The sequence below is a fragment of the Acidovorax sp. SDU_ACID1 genome (assembly GCF_045291395.1).
Lineage (GTDB): Bacteria > Pseudomonadota > Gammaproteobacteria > Burkholderiales > Burkholderiaceae_C > MR-S7.
Map to the genome: position 1 here is coordinate 810,589 of NZ_CP152342.1, position 17,995 is coordinate 828,583.

General features: G+C 66.6%; 18 protein-coding genes and 2 pseudogenes. 13 read left to right on the top strand and 7 right to left on the bottom strand.

Annotated features, from left to right (window positions below; translation table 11 throughout):
- Nucleotides 1–82: 82 nt before the first annotated feature.
- Nucleotides 83–2,025, bottom strand: a pseudogene (dnaK, locus tag AAG689_RS03880) (molecular chaperone DnaK).
- Nucleotides 2,026–2,111: 86 nt separating this feature from the next.
- Nucleotides 2,112–2,642 carry a nucleotide exchange factor GrpE gene (grpE, locus tag AAG689_RS03885; RefSeq protein WP_406624835.1) on the bottom strand — a complete coding sequence of 177 codons (531 nt, stop codon included), beginning with the start codon at nucleotides 2,640–2,642 and terminating at the stop codon, nucleotides 2,112–2,114.
- Nucleotides 2,643–2,875: 233 nt separating this feature from the next.
- Here grpE and rpsF point away from each other — a divergent pair, with 233 nt between their 5' ends.
- From rpsF to dnaB, 5 genes are all read left to right on the top strand, one after another.
- Nucleotides 2,876–3,253: a 30S ribosomal protein S6 gene (gene rpsF / locus AAG689_RS03890; protein WP_020229809.1), complete on the top strand. Its 378-nt coding sequence runs from the start codon at nucleotides 2,876–2,878 to the stop codon at nucleotides 3,251–3,253.
- A gap of 24 nt (nucleotides 3,254–3,277) precedes the next feature.
- On the top strand, nucleotides 3,278–3,571 hold the full coding sequence (priB, locus tag AAG689_RS03895) for a primosomal replication protein N (RefSeq protein WP_020229808.1): 294 nt from the start codon (nucleotides 3,278–3,280) through the stop codon (nucleotides 3,569–3,571).
- An 18-nt stretch (nucleotides 3,572–3,589) separates the two neighbouring features.
- The gene (rpsR, locus tag AAG689_RS03900; RefSeq protein ID WP_011794373.1) at nucleotides 3,590–3,871 is read left to right on the top strand and encodes a 30S ribosomal protein S18; all 282 of its coding nucleotides are present in this window, start codon (nucleotides 3,590–3,592) and stop codon (nucleotides 3,869–3,871) included.
- A gap of 14 nt (nucleotides 3,872–3,885) precedes the next feature.
- Nucleotides 3,886–4,338 (top strand): 50S ribosomal protein L9, encoded by a 453-nt coding sequence (rplI, locus tag AAG689_RS03905; protein WP_406624836.1) that lies wholly within the window; start codon nucleotides 3,886–3,888, stop codon nucleotides 4,336–4,338.
- Between the two features lie 157 nt (nucleotides 4,339–4,495).
- Complete coding sequence (dnaB, locus tag AAG689_RS03910; protein ID WP_406624837.1) at nucleotides 4,496–5,911, top strand: replicative DNA helicase; 1,416 nt, start codon at nucleotides 4,496–4,498, stop codon at nucleotides 5,909–5,911.
- 60 nt (nucleotides 5,912–5,971) lie between these two features.
- Here dnaB and AAG689_RS03915 read toward each other — a convergent pair whose 3' ends face one another.
- Nucleotides 5,972–6,334, bottom strand: coding sequence for a hypothetical protein (locus tag AAG689_RS03915; protein WP_406624838.1), 363 nt, complete (start codon nucleotides 6,332–6,334; stop codon nucleotides 5,972–5,974).
- Nucleotides 6,335–6,403: 69 nt separating this feature from the next.
- Here AAG689_RS03915 and AAG689_RS03920 point away from each other — a divergent pair, with 69 nt between their 5' ends.
- The 5 genes and pseudogenes from AAG689_RS03920 (at nucleotide 6,404) to AAG689_RS03940 (ending at nucleotide 10,074) form a co-directional block, all read left to right on the top strand.
- Nucleotides 6,404–7,369, top strand: a complete 966-nt coding sequence (locus AAG689_RS03920; RefSeq protein WP_406624839.1) for a PfkB family carbohydrate kinase — start codon at nucleotides 6,404–6,406, stop codon at nucleotides 7,367–7,369.
- Nucleotides 7,370–7,459: 90 nt separating this feature from the next.
- Nucleotides 7,460–8,776, top strand: a complete 1,317-nt coding sequence (locus AAG689_RS03925) for a delta-60 repeat domain-containing protein (protein WP_406624840.1) — start codon at nucleotides 7,460–7,462, stop codon at nucleotides 8,774–8,776.
- A gap of 79 nt (nucleotides 8,777–8,855) precedes the next feature.
- Nucleotides 8,856–9,314 carry a delta-60 repeat domain-containing protein gene (locus AAG689_RS03930; protein WP_406624841.1) on the top strand — a complete coding sequence of 153 codons (459 nt, stop codon included), beginning with the start codon at nucleotides 8,856–8,858 and terminating at the stop codon, nucleotides 9,312–9,314.
- Between the two features lie 12 nt (nucleotides 9,315–9,326).
- Nucleotides 9,327–9,689: pseudogene (locus AAG689_RS03935) on the top strand (delta-60 repeat domain-containing protein); the annotation flags it as partial.
- A 22-nt stretch (nucleotides 9,690–9,711) separates the two neighbouring features.
- Nucleotides 9,712–10,074 carry a hypothetical protein gene (locus AAG689_RS03940; RefSeq protein ID WP_406626408.1) on the top strand — a complete coding sequence of 121 codons (363 nt, stop codon included), beginning with the start codon at nucleotides 9,712–9,714 and terminating at the stop codon, nucleotides 10,072–10,074.
- Between the two features lie 57 nt (nucleotides 10,075–10,131).
- Here AAG689_RS03940 and AAG689_RS03945 read toward each other — a convergent pair whose 3' ends face one another.
- The 4 genes from AAG689_RS03945 to AAG689_RS03960 form a co-directional block, all read right to left on the bottom strand.
- Nucleotides 10,132–10,902 carry a GntR family transcriptional regulator gene (locus AAG689_RS03945; protein WP_406624842.1) on the bottom strand — a complete coding sequence of 257 codons (771 nt, stop codon included), beginning with the start codon at nucleotides 10,900–10,902 and terminating at the stop codon, nucleotides 10,132–10,134.
- A gap of 10 nt (nucleotides 10,903–10,912) precedes the next feature.
- Nucleotides 10,913–12,640, bottom strand: coding sequence for a PhoH family protein (locus AAG689_RS03950; protein WP_406624843.1), 1,728 nt, complete (start codon nucleotides 12,638–12,640; stop codon nucleotides 10,913–10,915).
- 163 nt (nucleotides 12,641–12,803) lie between these two features.
- On the bottom strand, nucleotides 12,804–13,292 hold the full coding sequence (locus AAG689_RS03955) for a peroxiredoxin (RefSeq protein WP_020229801.1): 489 nt from the start codon (nucleotides 13,290–13,292) through the stop codon (nucleotides 12,804–12,806).
- 140 nt (nucleotides 13,293–13,432) lie between these two features.
- Nucleotides 13,433–13,822 (bottom strand): Mth938-like domain-containing protein, encoded by a 390-nt coding sequence (locus AAG689_RS03960; RefSeq protein WP_020229800.1) that lies wholly within the window; start codon nucleotides 13,820–13,822, stop codon nucleotides 13,433–13,435.
- A 68-nt stretch (nucleotides 13,823–13,890) separates the two neighbouring features.
- Between AAG689_RS03960 and AAG689_RS03965 the strand changes: the two genes are divergently transcribed.
- The 3 genes from AAG689_RS03965 to thrC all read left to right on the top strand — a co-directional run bounded on the left by AAG689_RS03965 (nucleotide 13,891) and on the right by thrC (nucleotide 17,959).
- The gene (locus AAG689_RS03965; RefSeq protein WP_406624844.1) at nucleotides 13,891–15,123 is read left to right on the top strand and encodes a pyridoxal phosphate-dependent aminotransferase; all 1,233 of its coding nucleotides are present in this window, start codon (nucleotides 13,891–13,893) and stop codon (nucleotides 15,121–15,123) included.
- Nucleotides 15,124–15,194: 71 nt separating this feature from the next.
- Nucleotides 15,195–16,529 (top strand): homoserine dehydrogenase, encoded by a 1,335-nt coding sequence (locus AAG689_RS03970; protein ID WP_020229798.1) that lies wholly within the window; start codon nucleotides 15,195–15,197, stop codon nucleotides 16,527–16,529.
- Complete coding sequence (gene thrC, locus AAG689_RS03975; protein ID WP_406624845.1) at nucleotides 16,529–17,959, top strand: threonine synthase; 1,431 nt, start codon at nucleotides 16,529–16,531, stop codon at nucleotides 17,957–17,959. The genes AAG689_RS03970 and thrC overlap by 1 nt, the downstream gene beginning before the upstream one ends.
- The last annotated feature ends 36 nt before the right edge of the window (nucleotides 17,960–17,995 follow it).

Sequence of the window (17,995 nt, forward strand, 5' to 3'; positions counted from 1 at the left end):
GGGCCGTTGCAGCAGGAACGAACGCCGCGCAAGGCCCTGCGGGGCCCGGCGCGGCGGCGATGGGTCAGCTCTGGGGCTGTGGTCAGCCCTTCTTGACTTCCTTGACCTCGGCGTCCACGACGTTGTCGTCCTGCGCGGCGGAGCCGGCAGATGCGCCCTGGGCGGCTTGTGCGCCGGCGTCGGCGGCGCCCTGGGCAGCGGCTGCCTGGTCGGCGTACATCTTCTCGCCGAGCTTCTGGCTGGCGGTCATCAGCGCGGTGGTCTTCTCGTCGATGGCGGCCTTGTCTTCACCCTTGAGGGCTTCTTCCAGCGCCTTCACCGCGTCCTCGATGGCGGACTTTTCCGCCGCGTCGAGCTTGTCGCCATGGTCGGCCAGACTCTTGGTCACCGTGTGAACGGCGGCCTCGCCCTGGTTGCGGGCCTGGACCAGCTCCAGCTTCTTCTTGTCGTCGGCGGCGTTCAGCTCGGCGTCCTTCACCATCTTCTGGATCTCGTCCTCGGACAGGCCCGAGTTGGCCTTGATGGTGATCTTGTTCTCCTTGCCCGTGCCCTTGTCCTTGGCGCCCACGTGCAGGATGCCGTTGGCGTCGATGTCGAAGGTCACCTCGATCTGCGGCGTGCCGCGCGAGGCGGGCGCGATGCCCTCCAGGTTGAACTCGCCCAGCAGCTTGTTGGCGCTGGCGATCTCGCGCTCGCCCTGGAACACCTTGATCGTCACGGCGGGCTGGTTGTCCTCGGCCGTCGAGAAGGTCTGCGCGAACTTCGTCGGGATCGTGGTGTTCTTGGTGATCATCTTGGTCATCACGCCGCCCAGGGTTTCGATGCCCAGGGACAGGGGGTGACGTCCAGCAGCAGCACGTCCTTGCGGTCGCCCGAGAGCACCTGGCCCTGGATGGCCGCGCCCACGGCCACGGCCTCGTCAGGGTTCACGTCCTTGCGCGGCTCCTTGCCGAAGAACTCCTTGACCTTCTCCTGCACCTTGGGCATGCGCGTCTGGCCGCCCACGAGGATCACGTCGTTGATGTCCGACACGCTGATGCCCGCGTCCTTGATGGCCGTGCGGCAGGGCGCGATGGTGCGCTCGATCAGATCCTCGACCAGGCTTTCGAGCTTGGCGCGGGTCAGCTTGATGTTCAGGTGCTTCGGACCCGAGGCATCGGCCGTGATGTAGGGCAGGTTGATGTCGGTCTGCGAGGAGTTCGACAGCTCGATCTTGGCCTTCTCGGCCGCTTCCTTCAGGCGCTGCAGGGCCAGCACGTCCTTGGACAGGTCCACGCCCTGTTCCTTCTTGAACTCGCTGATGATGTAGTCGATGATGCGCTGGTCGAAGTCCTCGCCGCCCAGGAAGGTGTCGCCATTGGTCGAGAGCACCTCGAACTGCTTCTCGCCATCGACGTCGGCGATCTCGATGATGGACACGTCGAACGTGCCGCCGCCCAGGTCGTACACGGCGATCTTGCGGTCGGCCTTGTCCTGCTTGTCCAGGCCGAAGGCCAGCGCAGCGGCGGTGGGCTCGTTGATGATGCGCTTGACATCCAGGCCCGCGATGCGGCCGGCGTCCTTGGTGGCTTGGCGCTGGGCATCGTTGAAGTACGCGGGCACGGTGATCACGGCCTCGGTCACGGGCTCGCCCAGGTAGTCCTCGGCGGTCTTCTTCATCTTGCGCAGAACTTCGGCGCTGATCTGGGGGGCGGCCAGCTTCTGGTCGCGCACCTGCACCCAGGCGTCGCCGTTGTCGGCCTTGACGATCTGGAAGGGCATCAGGTCGATGTCCTTCTGCACTTCCTTCTCTTCGAACTTGCGGCCGATCAGTCGCTTGGCGGCGTAGATCGTGTTCTTGGGGTTGGTGACGGCCTGGCGCTTGGCCGAGGCGCCGACGAGGATCTCGCCGTCGTCCTGGTACGCGACGATGGACGGCGTGGTGCGCGCGCCTTCGCTGTTCTCGATCACGCGCGTGTTGTTGCCTTCCATGATGGCCACGCAGCTATTGGTGGTGCCCAGGTCGATGCCGATGATCTTTCCCATGTTTTTCTCCGTTGGATTCGTGAATGTGTGGATAGCAGTAACTTGTGGATAACTCGCCTGTCTTCAAGCGGGACGCCGCAATTTATTTAGCGCGGCGCGGCCACCGTGACCAGGGCCGGGCGCAGCACGCGGTCGGCGATCAGGTAGCCTTTCTGCAGCACGCCCACGACGGTGTTGGCTTCCTGGTCGGCAGGCACCATGCTGATGGCCTGGTGCTGGTGGGGATCGAACCTGGCGCCCGCGGCGGGATTGATGGCCAGCACCTTGTTGCGCTCCAGGGCCGACAGCAACTGGCGCAGCGTGGCGTCGGAGCCTTCGCGCAGCTGCTCGGCCGTGGCGTTCTCGATGGCGAGGGCTGCGTCCAGGCTGTCGCACACGGGCAGCAGGCTCTCGGCGAAGCTCTCGATGCCGAACTTGCGGGCCTTGGTCACTTCCTCGTCGGCGCGGCGGCGGGTGTTCTCGGCCTCGGCTTTGGCACGCAGGTACTGGTCGGCCAGCTCGCTGCTCTTGGCCTTGAGTTCCGCCAGCTCGCCCTGCAGGCGGGCCAGCTCGTCGGCGGCATGGGCCGCCATCGCGGCTTCGACTTCTTCGGGAGCGGGTTTCTGGGTATCAGACATGTCGGCGTCTTGTTGAAATTGAAGGGGTACGCGCGGCTACTTGGGTGCAGGTTCCGGGATTTCAAGCCAAAACGCCGCTTTTGCCGCCATCGGCCTGCAAGCAAGGGCGCCCGGCAGGGATGGGCGCGGGTCGCAGTGTACAAGCATCCTGGGCACGGCTATAATCTCGCGTTTTGCCTTGCCACACCGCTACCAATCGACGCGGCGGGTGGCTTCTTCCAAAAGGAGTGTGCATGCGTCACTACGAAATCATTCTGTTGATCCATCCGGATCAGAGCGAGCAGGTTCCGGCCATGCTGGAGCGCTACAAGGGCATGATCACCGCCGGCGGCGGCAAGATCCACCGTGTGGAAGACTGGGGCCGCCGCCAACTGGCGTACCTGATCAACAAGCTGGCCAAGGCCCACTACCTGTGCCTGAACATCGAGGCCGACCAGGCCGTGATGGGCGAGCTGGAGCACGCCTTCAAGTTCAACGACGCCGTTTTGCGCCACCTGACGGTGCAGAAGAAGAAGGCCGAGACCGGCCCTTCGTCCATGATGAAGACCGTCGAGCGCGAAGAAGCCCGCAAGGCCAGCCAGGCCGAGGCCGCTGCCGCCGGCGAGCGCTGATCCACCGCCTGTTTGCCAGGAGGTGTGAACAACCAGCTCGCCCTGACGGCCTGCATCGCCGAGGCGCAGCCCCTGCGCTACACCCCCGCCGGATTGCCGGCGCTGGACATGCGGCTCGACCATGAGTCGCAGCAGCAGGAGGCAGGGGCGGCCCGCAAGGTGCAGGTCAGCGTGAAGGCCGTGGCCTTCGGCGCCATGGCGGAACGGCTGGCGCGGCAGGCACTGGGAAGCCTCTGGACATTCCGGGGGTTCCTCGCGGCGGCACGCGGCGGCAAGGGCGTGGTGTTCCACATCCAGGACATCCATCAACACGATTAATTTTCAAGAGGCTCGAAAATGGCCACGTTCAAGAAATTCAACAAGGACAAGCGTCCGAAGCGCAACACCCAGTCGCTGCTGTTCAAGCGCAAGCGCTTCTGCCGCTTCACGGTCGCCGGCGTCGAAGAGATCGACTACAAGGACGTCGACACCCTGCGCGACTTCATCGCCGAGAACGGCAAGATCATTCCCGCGCGCCTGACCGGCACGCGCGCCATCTACCAGCGCCAGCTCAACACCGCCATCAAGCGTGCCCGCTTCCTGGCCCTGGTGCCTTACAGCGACCAGCACAAGATCTAAGGAGCACGATTCCCATGCAAGTCATCCTGCTCGACAAGGTCGTCAACCTCGGCAGCCTCGGCGAAATTGTCAAGGTCAAGGACGGTTACGCCCGCAACTTCCTGATCCCCTCGGGCCGTGCCCGCCGCGCCACCGAGGCCGCCAAGGCCGAGTTCGAAGCCCGCCGTGCCGAACTGGAAAAGGCTGCCGCCGAGAAGCTGGCCGCCGCCCAGGCGCAAGGCGAGAAGCTCGGCGGCTCCACCGTCAAGCTGACCCAGAAGGCCGGCGTGGACGGCCGCCTGTTCGGCTCCGTGACCAACCACGACATCGCTGAAGAGCTGAACAAGCAAGGCTACGAAGTGGTGAAGTCGCAAGTGCGTCTGCCCAACGGCCCGATCAAGGTCGTGGGCGACACCACCGTCACCGTGGCCCTGCACACCGACGTGGCTGTCGAAGTGACCGTGTCGGTCTACGGCGAAACCGCCTGACCTTCGGCCTCACGCCCGCAGCAAAAGCCGCCCCCAGGGCGGCTTTTGCTTTTCTTGTGCACCTCCCGCCCACCGTTTATCCACAGGGTTGTGCAATGACGGCGATGCCCGCGCCCGCTAGCATCCCCCGCTTGCCCTCCAGAAAGCCTTGAGTTCCATGTCCGCCGTTCCGTCTCCCTCCCTCGACGGCTTCGCCCCCGCGCCGCTGGACCGCGAAGTGGCCCAGCTGCGCGTGCCGCCCCATTCCATCGAGGCCGAATCCAGCGTGCTCGGCGGCCTGCTGCTGGACAACATGGCCTGGGACCGCGTGGGCGACCTGCTCGTGGACGGCGATTTCTACCGCCACGAGCACCAGCAGATCTACGCCGCCATCGGCAAGCTGATCAACGCCAGCAAGCCCGCCGACGTGATCACCGTCTACGAGGAATTGCAGGGCCTGGGCAAGGCCGAGGAAACGGGTGGGCTGGCCTACCTCAACAGCCTGGCGCAGTACGTGCCCAGCGCCAGCAACATCCGCCGCTACGCGGAAATCGTGCGCGAGCGCGCCATCCTGAGGAAGCTGGTGACGGCCAGCGACGAGATCGCCACCAACGCCTTCAACCCACAGGGCAAGCCTGTCGAGCGCGTGCTCGACGAGGCCGAGCAGAAGATCTTCGCCATCGGTGAAGAAGGCTCGCGCATGAAGCAGGGTTTCCAGTCGCTGGATTCGCTGGTGATCGACCTGCTCGACCGCGTGCAGGAGATGGCCGACAACCCCATGGACGTGACCGGCGTGCCCACGGGCTTCGCCGACCTCGACCGCATGACCAGCGGCCTGCAGGCGGGCGACCTCGTGGTGCTGGCCGCGCGCCCGTCGATGGGCAAGACCTCGTTCGCGGTGAACATTGCCGAGCACGTGGCGCTCAACGAGGGCCTGCCCGTCGCCATCTTCTCGATGGAAATGGGCGCGGCGCAGCTCGCCGTGCGTATCGTGGGTTCCATCGGCCGCGTGAACCAGGGCAACCTGCGTACCGGCAAGCTTTCCGACGAGGAATGGCCGCGCCTGACCGAGGCCATCGAGCGCCTGCGCACCGTGAGCCTGCACATCGACGAGACGCCCGGCCTCACGCCGTCCGAATTGCGCGCCAACGCGCGGCGCCTGGCGCGCCAGTGCGGCAAGCTGGGGCTGATCGTGGTGGACTACCTGCAGCTCATGAGCGGCTCGGGCTCCAGCAGTTCCGACAACCGCGCCACCGAACTCGGCGAGATCTCGCGCGGCCTGAAGATGCTGGCCAAGGAACTGCAGTGCCCGGTGATCGCGCTGTCGCAGCTCAACCGCTCGGTCGAGCAGCGCACCGACAAGCGCCCCATGATGTCCGACCTGCGCGAATCCGGCGCCATCGAGCAGGACGCGGACATCATCATGTTCATCTACCGCGACGACTACTACAACAAGGACTCCAAGGAGCCCAACATCGCCGAAGTCATCATCGGCAAGCAGCGTAACGGCCCCACGGGCACGGTGAAGCTGTTCTTCCAGAAGAACCAGACGCGCTTCGAGAACTTGGCGATGGGCTACGGCGACGACTTCTAGCAAAATCGGCCGCTGGCGCTTGTCCAGCAAGCGCAAGCAGCTATTGATTCGGTAGCGGAATCACTGCGATACCGCCCAGGCCAGCAGCCCGGCCGTTGCCGCGGTCAGCACGCAGACCGCGGCCAGCAGCCGCTGGCTGCGCACGCGCAGCGCATCGACGGCGCGCACCACCTGGGCGTTCTGCTCGGCCAGCGACTGGATCAGCACGGCAGAGGCGCGCTGCTCGTCTTCCAGCGCCAGGATGCGCGCGCGCAACGCCTCCGATGGGTCAGCCTGCGCGGCCCGCGGTGTGGGGGAGGGCGCTGGCTGCTGCTTCTGCGTGTCGCTGAACAGCCGGCGTGCGCCCTGGGCGATCTGCGGTGCGGCGTTGAGCACCTCGCCCCAGGGCACGATCTTCAATGCGGTGATCCAGTTGATGGCCATGGGGGAAGGATAGTGCAAGCACACGATGGTTCCCTGGGTTGAATGGCGTCGCATTGGTATCCTCGTGCCATGCCACACCTCATCGGCGCGCCCCGGCGCAGGCTCTTCGTCATCGGCAGCTTCGTTGAGGCCCACTGCTGGTTCGTGCCCCGCCGCCCCGGCAGCGACGAAAGCCAGCAGGCCAGCGCCTACGTGCGCGAGTGCGCGGGCAAGGGCCTGGCCGTGGCGTTGGGCGCGCACCGGCTGGGCGCGGCGGTCGATCTGCTCCTGGCCGTGGGCCACGACGCGGCGGGCGACGCACTGCTGCAACTGCTGGCGCAGGAGAGGCTGGGCGCGGCTTACGTCCACCGTCTCGGCCCGCACTCCGGCCAGGGTTGCGGGTTGATCGATGCGCAGGGCGATCCCGCCATCGCTGTCTATCCTGGCGCCAACGCCCTGCTGGGCGAGCGCGAACTGCTGCATGCGCGCCCCTGCGTGGAACACGCCGCCGTCGCCTACGCCCAGCTTGAAGTACCCCCTCCGCTGGCCGCCCAGGCCCTGCGCCAGGCGCGCGCCGCAGGTGCCGTCACCGTGCTCAACCCCTCACCCTGGCCCGGCGGCGTGGCCTGCGCCGGGCTGCTGGACGCCGCCAGCATCCTCGTCGTCAACCGCGGCGAGGCGCAATGCCTGCTGCGCAGCTTCGGCCTGGCCGGCGCGCCGGATGCCGCCCCGCCGTCCTCTCTCTGGCGCCAGTGGCCGGGTGGGCAGTGGCTCGTCATCACCCTGGGCGCGCAAGGCTGCGTGGCCCACGCGCGCGGCGGCGCCTTGCTGCGCCTGCCAGGCTACCCCGTGAGGGCCGAGCAGCCCGTGGGTGCGGGCGATGCCTTCAGCGCCGGGCTGTGCGCCGCCCTGGCCCACGGCCAGCCCATGGCCCAGGCGCTCGCCATGGCCAACGCCTGCGGCGCGCTGGCCGCCAGCCGGGGCGGCATTCTCTCCACGCTGCCATGCATGGCCGAAGTGCAGACGCTGCTGGACGGAAAAACCGCCACTGGATAGATCCCAACAGAAATCCATCAAACAAAAAAGCAGTCCAATGCATGTTTTGATGTTTAATTGGATTCTTTATTTTTTTGGAGAGGGTCATCCATGCAGCACATCTGCCGGGGCGCGCGGCGCTCCTCAATCCGGTTTTCCACCCGCCAGGTGCGGGCCGTGCCGTGGCGGCTGCTGGGAGGGATGGGCCTGTGGCTGGGGTTGGTGGGCGCGGTGCAGGCGCAGGCCAATTGGGTGCCAGACCCGGCATTCACGGCCACGGTTGGCAACAACGTGCTCGCTATCGCACCGTGGGTCGATGGTGAACGGGTGGTGATCGGTGGCGGATTCACCACCGTGTCGGGTGCGCCGCACTCGCGCCTCGCACGGCTGAATCTGAATGCCAACGGCGCGCTGGATGCCTCCTGCGCTCCCGCCCCAGGCCCCAACGGTGTCGTGTATGCCCTGGCGGTGCGGGGCTGGGATAGCAAGATGCTGGTCGGTGGCGGTTTCTCCCAGGTGGACGGCGTGGCGCGCAACGGTATTGCCCGGCTCCATGACGATTGCACGCTCGACGGCACGTTCGATCCGGGTACAGGCACCAACAACGTTGTGTGGGCCGTGAGGATGCAGGGGCTCAACCAGGTGCTGATCGGCGGCGACTTCACTGAAGTGAACGGCGTGGCGCGCAACCACATCGCACGGCTCAATGCAGACGGCTCGCTCGACGGCACGTTCAACCCGGATGTCGATGGCGTGGTGAACAGCCTGGCCGTGCAGGCTGACGGCAAGATACTGATCGGCGGCAGCTTCAACCAAGTGGGCGGCGTGGTGCGGCGCAACATCGCGCGGCTGAACGCCGACGGCACGCTCGACGCCATGTTCGCCCCGGCGTTGGCAAGTGCTGTCAGCAGCATTGCCCTGCTGCCTGGAGGAGAGGTGCTGCGGGCGGGCTTTCCGTTCGGCGGCGTGGATGCCGTTGTGCGGCTGAATGCCGCCGATGGCGCGTCCGACCCTGCGTTCGTGCCGGGTGCTGGCCCCAACGGTGCCGTGCGGGCCATGGCCGTGCAGGCCGACGGCAAGATACTGATCGGCGGCGACTTCACCGAGGTGGATGGCGTGACGCGCAACCGCATCGCCCGGCTCAATGCAGACGGCTCGCTTGATGGCACGTTCGACCCAGGCACGGGGGCCGATGCCTTGGTGTATGCACTGACCCTCCATGGCGACGGTACGGTGTTGTTGGGCGGACGGTTCACCCAAGTCAATGGACAGCCAGGCACCGCTCGCCTCGCGCGGCTTATGCCCAGCCCTGCCATCGGCCCCGGCGGGCCGCAGGCGATCCCCGTGGATGCGCCCTGGGCGCTGGCGCTGCTGTCGGCCCTGCTGGGCGTGGCGGGCTGGCGCAGGGCGCGGCGCGATCACTATTGAATCAATAGCTTCTGGCGCTTGCTGGGCAAGCGTTGGCGGTTGTTTTGACCATTGAAACTCTTTGGAGAGGGGAACGCCCATGAATCGCACGCTGCGGTTGTCCATGAGGTTGTGCGGGGCCATGCTGCTTTGGCAAGGGCTGGTGGGCGCGGCGCTGGCTCAGGCCAACTGGATGCCTGATCCGGGGTTTAGTGCGTCGACGTATGCGGTGGACAACATCATTTCGTTGCCCAGTGGCAAGGTGCTGATTAATGGGCCCTTCTCAGGAGTGAACGGCACACCCACTGAAGGCGTTGCCCTTCTGAATACCGACGGCACGGTGGATGCCTCTTTCCAAGCTCCGGGGCTTCTTAACGGACGCTCTGTGTACTCTCTTGCCATGCAGCCTGATGGCAAGGTGCTGATCGGGGGGCGGTTCACCGAGGTGGGGGGCGTTGCGCGCAACCGCATTGCCCGGCTCAACGCTAATGGCACGCTGGATGCCACCTTCGATCCAGGAACAGGCACCAATGGCACGCCTTGGCACTTGGCCCTGTAGCCCGATGGCAAGGTGCTGATCGGGGGGGCGTTTACCGAGGTGAATGGCGTTGCGCGCAACCGCATTGCCAGGCTCAACGCCAATGGCACGCTGGATGCCGCCTTCAATCCAGGGACAGGCACCAATGGCATGCCTAGGCAGTTGGCCCTGCAGCCCGATGGCAAGGTGCTGATCGGCGGGGAATTCACCGAGGTGGATGGCGTTGCGCGCAACCGTATTGCCCGGCTCAACGCCAATGGCACGCTGGATACCACCTTCAATCCCGGTGCTGGGGCGGACTACATCGTCAACAGCGTCTCGGTTCAGCCTGATGGCAAGGTGCTGATTGGCGGGTGGTTTACCCAGGTGGGAGGCGAGGCGCATCCTCGCATCGCCCGGCTGATGCCCGTCTTCACCATTGGCGGGCACCATCACCGGCCTGACCGGCGCGGGCCTGGTGCTGCGCAACAACGGCAGCGGCGACCTGGCCGTGCCCGCCCCGGCGCCTGCCGGTCCGGCCCCCTTCGTGTTCGCCATGCCCGTGGCGCCAGGCGGGGCCTATGACGTCACCGTCCTCGCCCAGCCTGCGGGGCAACTCTGCGCGGTTACGGCCAACGGCCAGGGCAATGCTGCTGTCGATGTGGCGAACGTGCAGATCGATTGCGTGGTGGCTCCGGTGGCTCCCGGCGGGCCGCAGGCCATTCCCGTGGATGCGCCCTGGGCGCTGGGCCTGCTGGCGGCGGCGCTGGGTGTGCTGGGCGGGCACCGCAACTGCAGGTGAATCAAAAAAGATAGCTGCTTGCGCTTGCCAGTCAAGCGCTAGGGGGCAATTTGATGCCTATCCTGCCAGGTGAACCCGGTAGGCGTAGGCATCGCCCCGGAAGGTGCCCTCGACGTACTCGATCAGCCGCCCTTCGGCGTCCAGGCTCTTGCGCTTGATGAGCAGGCAGGGCATGGGGGCTTCGAAGCCGAAGGCTTCCATCTCCTGCGGGCTGCTCATGACGGCCTCGATGCTTTGCTCGGCACCGGCCATGTGAATGCCGCAGCGCTCGCGCAGCCAAGCATAGATGGAACCTTCGCCGCTCCAGTCTTCGAGTTGAGGGGCCAGGGTGAGGTCGTACCACGCCAGTTCGTGCGACATGGGCGCACCATTGCCCAGGCGCAGGCGGCGTACGTGCAGCAGCGGCGCGTGCGAGGGGCGGTCGAAGAGGCTGGCGATGGTGCGCTCGTGCACCACCTCCAGCCCCAGCAGGAGGGTGGAGGGCTCCATGCCCAATTCCCGCATCTCTTCGGTGAAGCCCTTGAGGCGCGCCATGACGGGGCTGACGCGCGGCGTGCCCTTGACCACGGTGCCGCCGCGCCCCTGGCCGCTGGCGATCACATCGGCATCGCGCAGAGCGTCGTAGGCGCGCTTGACGGTGGTGCGGCTGATCTTGAGCGTGTCGGCCAGGTCGCGCTCGGAGGGCAGGTGGCTGCCTTCGCTGAGGGCGCCGCTGTCGATCAGCGCCCGCAGCTGGCGCTGCAGCTGCACGTAGTACGGCGCGGGCTGCTCCTCGGAGAGATGTATGCCCGCCTGGAGTACCGACGTGACCGGCTTGTCCGTCATCATGGGCAGGCGCTTACAGCACCTCGCTGGCAAAGTCCGCCAGGCGCGAGCGCTCGCCGCGCGCCAGCAGGATGTGGCCGCTGTGGGGCCAGCCCTTGAAGCGGTCCACCGCATAGGTCAGGCCCGAGGAGCCCTCGGTGAGGTAGGGCGTGTCGATCTGCGCGAGGTTGCCCATGCAGATGATCTTGGTGCCAGGGCCGGCGCGGGTGATGAGCGTCTTCATCTGCTTGGGCGTGAGGTTCTGCGCCTCGTCGATGATGACGTACTTGTTGAGGAAGGTACGCCCGCGCATGAAGTTCATGCTCTTGATCTTGATGCGGCTGCGGATCAGTTCGTTGGTGGCGGCGCGGCCCCATTCGCCCGCGTTGCCGCCGTCGCCCTTGGCGAGGAATTCGAGGTTGTCGTCCAGCGCGCCCATCCAGGGGCCCATCTTCTCTTCCTCGGTGCCGGGCAGGAAGCCGATGTCCTCGCCCACGCTGACGGTGGCGCGGGTCATGATGATCTCGGTGTAGCGGCGCTCGTCCAGCACCTGCGTGAGGCCGGCGGCCAACGTGAGCAGGGTCTTGCCGGTGCCGGCGGTGCCGGTGAGGGTGACGAAGTCCACCTCGGGGTCCATGAGCAGGTTCATGGCGAAGTTCTGCTCGCGGTTGCGCGTGTTCACGCCCCAGACGGCATTCTTGGACGAGCCGTAGTCCTTGAGCGTCTCCAGCACCGCCGTGCGGTCGCGGATCTCGGTCACGCGCGCATGGAGGCTGGGCTCGCCCGGCGCCTCGAAATAGACGAACTGGTTGATCATGAGCTGCGACACGACCGGGCCGCTGATGCGGTAGTACGTGTGGGCGCCGTTCTGCCAGCTCTCGACGTTCTTGCCGGCCTTGGTCCAGAAGTCCGCTGGCAGGGCCAGGCTGCCGGAGTACAGCAGGTCGCCGTCCTCCAGGGCCTTGTCGTTCTGGTAGTCCTCGGCGGGCAGGCCCAGCGCGCGGGCCTTGACGCGCATGTTGATGTCCTTGGACACCAGCACCACCTCGCGCGGTGCGTGCTGCCTGCGCAGCGCCTCGACCACGCCCAGGATCTGGTTGTCCGCCTTGCCCTGCGGCAGGCTCGTGGGCAGGTCGTACTGCAGCGGGGCGGTCTGGAAATACAGGCACCCGGTGGCGGCGCGCTGGCCGGTGGCGTCGAGCTTGAGGCCGTTGGCGATGTCCTGCGCGCCTTGCGCGGCGGCCAGCGCGTCGAGCGTGCGGCTGGCCTGGCGGCCGTTGCGGGCCACCTCGGTCATGCCCTTCTTGTGGCCGTCGAGCTCCTCCAGCACGATCATCGGCAGGAAGATGTCGTGCTCCTCGAAGCGGAACAGGCTCGTCGGGTCGTGCAGCAGCACGTTGGTGTCGAGCACGAACATCTTCTTGGGGCCGGGGGCGGCGCGCTTGCGCGGCGCAGCGGCTTCGGGCTGGCGGCGGGGCTGGGGGGCGACGCTGTCGGCGCGCGGGGTGGGCGCAAGGTCCGGGGCCGTGGTTTCCACGCGGGGCGCGCGGGCGGCGGGCTGCTCCTTCAGGGCGCTAGTGCTCCTGCGGGCGGCGGCGGGGGCGGCTTTGGATTTAGGCGCAGTCTTCTTGGGCGCGGCGGCCGCCGTTACGGCCGGGGCGGGAACGGCTTCGGCATCCGGCTCCTCCTGGGAGGCGGTCATGCGGTAGGCGTCCGGTGCGAGCAGCGCGGCACGCTTGGTCGGTGCGGGAGGCAGGGGCATGGTGCGGGTGGTCTCGCTGGAAGAGGTCAAAAAGCAAAAAGCCGCCTGGAGACCAAGGCGGCTTGCGAGCGGGGAGGGCGCGGTGCGTTTTTCAGCAGCATTGACCCATTATGCATGCTCCCCGTGACGGCGCCCGCGCAGTGGCGCGCGGGCCGGGCGGGCTTTAGGCAGCCTTCTTGACGGGGGCCTTGATGGCCTTGACGGCCTTGAGCACTTCGTCCACGTGGCCGGGAACCTTCAGGCCGCGCCACTCCTGCACCAGCATGCCGTCGGGGCCGACGAGGAAGGTGCTGCGCTCGATGCCCTTGACCTTCTTGCCGTACATGATCTTGTTCTTGACCACACCGAACATGTGGCACATCTTCTCTTCGGTGTCGGCAATCAGCTCGAAGGGCAGCTCCAGCTTTTCCTTGAAATCGTCGTGCGACTTCATGTTGTCGCGCGAGACGCCGAACACGGTGGCGCCGGCCTTCACGAAGTCCTTGAACTTGTCGCGGAACTGCATGGCCTCGGTGGTGCAGCCCGGCGTGTTGTCCTTGGGGTAGAAGTACAGGATCAGGATCTGGCCCTGGTGCGAAGTGTTGGTGACCTTGATTCCGCCGGTCGCGTTGGCTTCAAATTCAGGAAGGGGTTTGTTGACAACGATCGCCATGGCGCTTCTATCTCTCTGCAATTAGCCGATGAAAAGCCGGGGGAAAATGGGTCTGGCTTGTAGGCAAGTGCCCCCCGACCGCAACACACGATTCTACCCCGAACGCCTCTTATTCGCGAGTGGGCGCCCAGGTGCCCGAGTTACGGGTGGTGTCTTGCCGGCGGCTCCAGCAGCAGCGCCGCGACCACGTTGCGCCCTTCGCCCGCCAGGATGTTGTAGGTGCGGCAGGCGGCCTGGGTGTCCATGGTCTCCAGGCCGATGCGCCGCGCCATCAGCGGCTGCAGCCAGGCGGCGGGCGGAAAGCGGTTGCGTGCGCCGCTGCCGAAGATCACGACCTCGGCGTCGAGTTCGGCCAGCTGGGCGAAGTGCGCGGGCGTGAGGTCCTCGAAGCGGTCGCAATGCCAGTCGATGCGCTGGCCGTGCGAGCCCACGACCACGCTGGCGGTGACCTTGTCGGCGTCGATGCCGATCCAGCCCGGCCCATAGGCGGTGATGGTCTGTACGTCGGAGCGGTCGGGCTGGAATTTCATGCGGAGGCCGTCGGGGGAACTGTGGTCAAATTATAGGTTTTCCCCCTATTGATGCCCTGGGCCCGTCCATGAAGCCGATCCACAAGTCCGCGAAGCTGAGCAACGTTCTCTACGATGTCCGAGGCCCGATCGTGGACGCGGCCAAGCAGATGGAGGACGAAGGCCAGAAGATCATCAAGCTGAACATCGGCAACATGGCTCCGTTCGGCTTCGATGCGCCCGAGGAAGTGCAACAGGACATGATCCGCAACCTGCCCAACTCGGCGGGCTACTCGGACAGCAAGGGCATCTTCGCCGCGCGCAAGGCGGTGATGCACTACACCCAGCAGCTCGGCATCGCGGGCGTGACGCTGGACGACATCTACCTGGGCAACGGCGCAAGCGAACTCATCGTGATGGCGACCAACGCGCTGCTCGACGACGGCGACGAACTGCTCGTGCCCTCGCCCGACTACCCGTTGTGGACGGCGGCCACCAGCCTTTCGGGCGGCAAGCCGGTGCACTACGAGTGCCGCGAGGACGACGGCTGGATGCCCGACCTGGCCGACATGCGCGCAAAAATAGGCCCGCGCACGCGCGGCATCGTCGTCATCAACCCCAACAACCCCACCGGCGCGCTGTACTCCACCGAGCTGCTCAAGGGCATCGTGCAGATCGCGCGCGAGCACAGCCTCGTGCTGCTGGTGGACGAGGTGTACGACAAGGTGCTGTACGACGGCGTGCAGTTCACCTCGATGGCGAGCCTGTCCACCGACGTGCTCACGCTCACCTTCAATTCGCTCTCCAAGGCCTACCGCTCCTGCGGCTACCGCGCGGGGTGGATGGTGATCTCCGGCCCCAAGGCCGACGCGCGCGACTACATCGAAGGCCTGAACATGCTGGCCAACCTCAAGCTCGGCTCCAACGTGCCGGGCCAGTGGGCGATCCAGACGGCGCTGGGCGGCTACCAGAGCATCAACGACCTGGTGCGGCCCGGCGGGCGCCTGCGCCGCCAGCGTGACCTGGCCTACGAGCTCATCACGCAGATCCCCGGCGTCACCTGCGTCAGGCCGCAGGCGGCGCTCTACATGTTCCCGCGGCTCGACCCGGAGATGTACCCCATCGCCGACGACCGCCAGTTCTTCATGGAAGTGCTGCGCGCCACGCGCGTGATGCTGGTGCAGGGCTCGGGCTTCAACTACCCCGACAACCAGCACTTCCGCATCGTCTTCCTGCCGCACGAGGACGACCTGCGCGAGGCCATCGGCCGCTTGGCCGGGTTCCTGGCCGCCTACCGGCAGCGCCACGCGAAGGCCGCGTGAAACTCATCTTTTGATAGCTGCTGGCGCTTTCCTGCTAAGCGCTGCAGCCCATTTTGACTGGTAATCCTGATATGAAACCCATCCAAGTTGGCCTGCTCGGCATCGGCACCGTGGGCAGCGGCGTGTTCAACGTGCTGCAGCGCAACCAGGAGGAGATCCGCCGCCGCGCGGGCCGCGGCATCGAGATCGCCTGCGTGGCCGACCTGGACACCGCCCGCGCGCGCTCCATCGTGGGCGATAAGGCCCGCGTGGTGGGCGATGCGCGTGAGGTGATCGCCAACCCCGAGATCGACATCGTGGTGGAACTGATCGGCGGCTACGGCATCGCCAAGCAGCTCGTGCTGGAGGCGATTGCCGCAGGCAAGCACGTGGTCACCGCCAACAAGGCGCTGCTGGCCGTGCACGGCACCGAGATCTTCAAGGCAGCCGCGGAGAAGGGCGTGGTCGTCGCCTACGAGGCGGCCGTGGCCGGCGGCATTCCCATCATCAAGGCGCTGCGCGAAGGCCTGACGGCCAACCAGATCCAGTGGGTGGCCGGCATCATCAACGGCACGACGAACTTCATCCTCTCCGAGATGCGCGACAAGGGCCTGGACTTCGACGTGGTGCTCAAGGAAGCGCAGCGCCTGGGCTACGCAGAGGCCGACCCGACCTTCGACATCGAGGGCGTGGATGCCGCGCACAAGGCCACCATCATGAGCGCCATCGCCTTCGGCATCCCGGTGCAGTTCGACAAGGCCTACGTGGAGGGCATCACCAAGCTCGCCGGGGCCGACATCCGCTACGCCGAGCAACTGGGCTACCGCATCAAGCTGCTGGGCATCACCAAGCGCACGCCCAAGGGCATCGAGCTGCGCGTGCACCCGAGCCTGGTGCCCGCCAAGCGGCTGATCGCCAACGTCGAGGGCGCGATGAACGCCGTCGTGGTGCACGGCGACGCCGTGGGCACCACGCTGTACTACGGCAAGGGCGCGGGCAGCGAGCCCACGGCCAGCGCGGTGATCGCCGACCTCGTGGACATCACCCGCCTGATCGAGGCCGATCCCGCGCACCGCGTGCCCGCGCTGGCCTTCCAGAGCCACACGCTGGCGGCCGCCAGCGGCGAGCTGCCCGTGCTGCCCATGGCCGACGTGGTCACCAGCTACTACCTGCGCATCCGCGTGGCCGACGAGGCCGGCGTGCTCGCCAAGATCACCGGCATCCTGGCCGGCTCCGGCATCAGCATCGACGCGGTGCTGCAGCGCGAGGCCGACGAGGTGGGCGGCGAGGGCTCCACGCAGACCGACCTCATCATCCTCACGCACGACACGCGCGAGGGCGACATGGACGCGGCGCTCGCGCAGATCCAGGGCCTGCCCACGGTGCTGGCGCCGATCACGCGCATCCGCAAGGAGGAGCTGAACTGATGCTGTACCTCTCCACGCGCGGCCATCCGGACCGCAAGCGCTTCTGCGACATCCTGCTCGAAGGCCTGGCGCCCGACGGCGGCCTGTACCTGCCCGAGCGCTATCCGCAGATCAGCGACGCGCAGCTCACGGAGCTGCGTGAGGTCTACCACAAGCAGGGCTATGCGGAGCTGGCCTTCCGCCTGCTCTCGCTCTACATCGACGACATCCCCGCCGCCGACCTGAAGCGCCTGTGCGAGAAAACGTACACCGCCGAGGTCTTCGGCACCGGCGAGATCGTCCCGCTGCGCCACCTTGAAGACGCCCTGTGGATCGAGGCCCTGTCCAATGGCCCCACGCTGGCCTTCAAGGACATGGCGATGCAACTGCTGGGCAACCTGTTCGAGTACGAACTGGCGCGGCGCGGCGAGCAGCTCAACATCCTGGGTGCCACCAGCGGCGACACCGGCAGCGCTGCCGAATACGCGATGCGCGGCAAGCGAGGCATCCGCGTCTTCATGACCAGCCCGCACGGGCGCATGAGCCCGTTCCAGCAGGCGCAGATGTTCTCGCTGCAGGACGAGAACATCCACAACCTCGCCATCGAGGGCGTGTTCGACGACTGCCAGGACATCGTCAAGGCCGTGAGCAACGACCACGCGTTCAAGGCCCAGTACAAGATCGGCACCGTCAACTCGATCAACTGGGCGCGGCTGCTTGCGCAGGTGGTCTACTACTTCGCGGGCTACATCCAGGCGACGGAAAGCAACGCGCAAAAGGTCAGCTTCGCCGTGCCCAGCGGCAACTTCGGCAATGTCTGCGCGGGCCATGTCGCGCGGCAGATGGGCCTGCCGATCGACCGCCTGATCGTCGCCACCAACGAGAACGACGTACTCGACGAGTTCTTCCGCACCGGCGTCTACCAGGTGCGCGGCAGCGCGCAGACCTACGAGACCTCCAGCCCGTCGATGGACATCAGCAAGGCCAGCAACTTCGAGCGCTTCGTGTTCGACCTGCTGGGACGTGATGGCGCCGCCACGCGCGCGCTGTTCGAGGACGGCGTGGGCAGGCAGGGCCGCTTCGACCTGAGCGGCAGCCCTGCATTCAAGGATGCCGCCGCGCGCTACGGCTTCGTGAGCGGCAAGAGTACCCACGCCGACCGCCTCGCCACCATCAAGGACACCTGGGAGCGCTTCGGCCAGATCATCGACACCCATACCGCCGATGGCGTGAAGGTGGCGCGTGCGCTGCGGGGCGACCCGGCCGTGCCCATGGTCGTGCTGGAGACGGCGCTGCCCATCAAGTTCGCCGCCACCATCGAGGAAGCCCTGGGCCGCGCGCCCGACCGCCCCGCGAAGTTCGAGGGCATCGAAGCCCTGCCGAAGCGCGTGACCGTGCTGCCGGCCGACGCTCAGCAGGTGAAGTCCTACATCGCCGCCCACTGCGATTGAGGGTCAAATCGGCCTCCAGCGCTTGCCTGTCAAGCG

What these genes read in the sequence shown, in the direction of transcription:
- AAG689_RS03960 (WP_020229800.1), bottom strand. Translation starts at nt 13,822, where the DNA reads ATGAAATTCCAGCCCGACCGCTCCGACGTACAGACCATCACCGCCTAT.
- grpE (WP_406624835.1), bottom strand. Translation starts at nt 2,642, where the DNA reads ATGTCTGATACCCAGAAACCCGCTCCCGAAGAAGTCGAAGCCGCGATG.
- dnaB (WP_406624837.1), top strand. Translation starts at nt 4,496, where the DNA reads ATGTCCGCCGTTCCGTCTCCCTCCCTCGACGGCTTCGCCCCCGCGCCG.
- AAG689_RS03945 (WP_406624842.1), bottom strand. Translation starts at nt 10,902, where the DNA reads ATGATGACGGACAAGCCGGTCACGTCGGTACTCCAGGCGGGCATACAT.
- AAG689_RS03950 (WP_406624843.1), bottom strand. Translation starts at nt 12,640, where the DNA reads ATGCCCCTGCCTCCCGCACCGACCAAGCGTGCCGCGCTGCTCGCACCG.
- AAG689_RS03925 (WP_406624840.1), top strand. Translation starts at nt 7,460, where the DNA reads ATGCAGCACATCTGCCGGGGCGCGCGGCGCTCCTCAATCCGGTTTTCC.
- rpsR (WP_011794373.1), top strand. Translation starts at nt 3,590, where the DNA reads ATGGCCACGTTCAAGAAATTCAACAAGGACAAGCGTCCGAAGCGCAAC.
- AAG689_RS03965 (WP_406624844.1), top strand. Translation starts at nt 13,891, where the DNA reads ATGAAGCCGATCCACAAGTCCGCGAAGCTGAGCAACGTTCTCTACGAT.
- AAG689_RS03930 (WP_406624841.1), top strand. Translation starts at nt 8,856, where the DNA reads ATGAATCGCACGCTGCGGTTGTCCATGAGGTTGTGCGGGGCCATGCTG.
- AAG689_RS03920 (WP_406624839.1), top strand. Translation starts at nt 6,404, where the DNA reads ATGCCACACCTCATCGGCGCGCCCCGGCGCAGGCTCTTCGTCATCGGC.
- AAG689_RS03915 (WP_406624838.1), bottom strand. Translation starts at nt 6,334, where the DNA reads ATGGCCATCAACTGGATCACCGCATTGAAGATCGTGCCCTGGGGCGAG.
- rpsF (WP_020229809.1), top strand. Translation starts at nt 2,876, where the DNA reads ATGCGTCACTACGAAATCATTCTGTTGATCCATCCGGATCAGAGCGAG.
- AAG689_RS03955 (WP_020229801.1), bottom strand. Translation starts at nt 13,292, where the DNA reads ATGGCGATCGTTGTCAACAAACCCCTTCCTGAATTTGAAGCCAACGCG.
- AAG689_RS03970 (WP_020229798.1), top strand. Translation starts at nt 15,195, where the DNA reads ATGAAACCCATCCAAGTTGGCCTGCTCGGCATCGGCACCGTGGGCAGC.
- rplI (WP_406624836.1), top strand. Translation starts at nt 3,886, where the DNA reads ATGCAAGTCATCCTGCTCGACAAGGTCGTCAACCTCGGCAGCCTCGGC.
- thrC (WP_406624845.1), top strand. Translation starts at nt 16,529, where the DNA reads ATGCTGTACCTCTCCACGCGCGGCCATCCGGACCGCAAGCGCTTCTGC.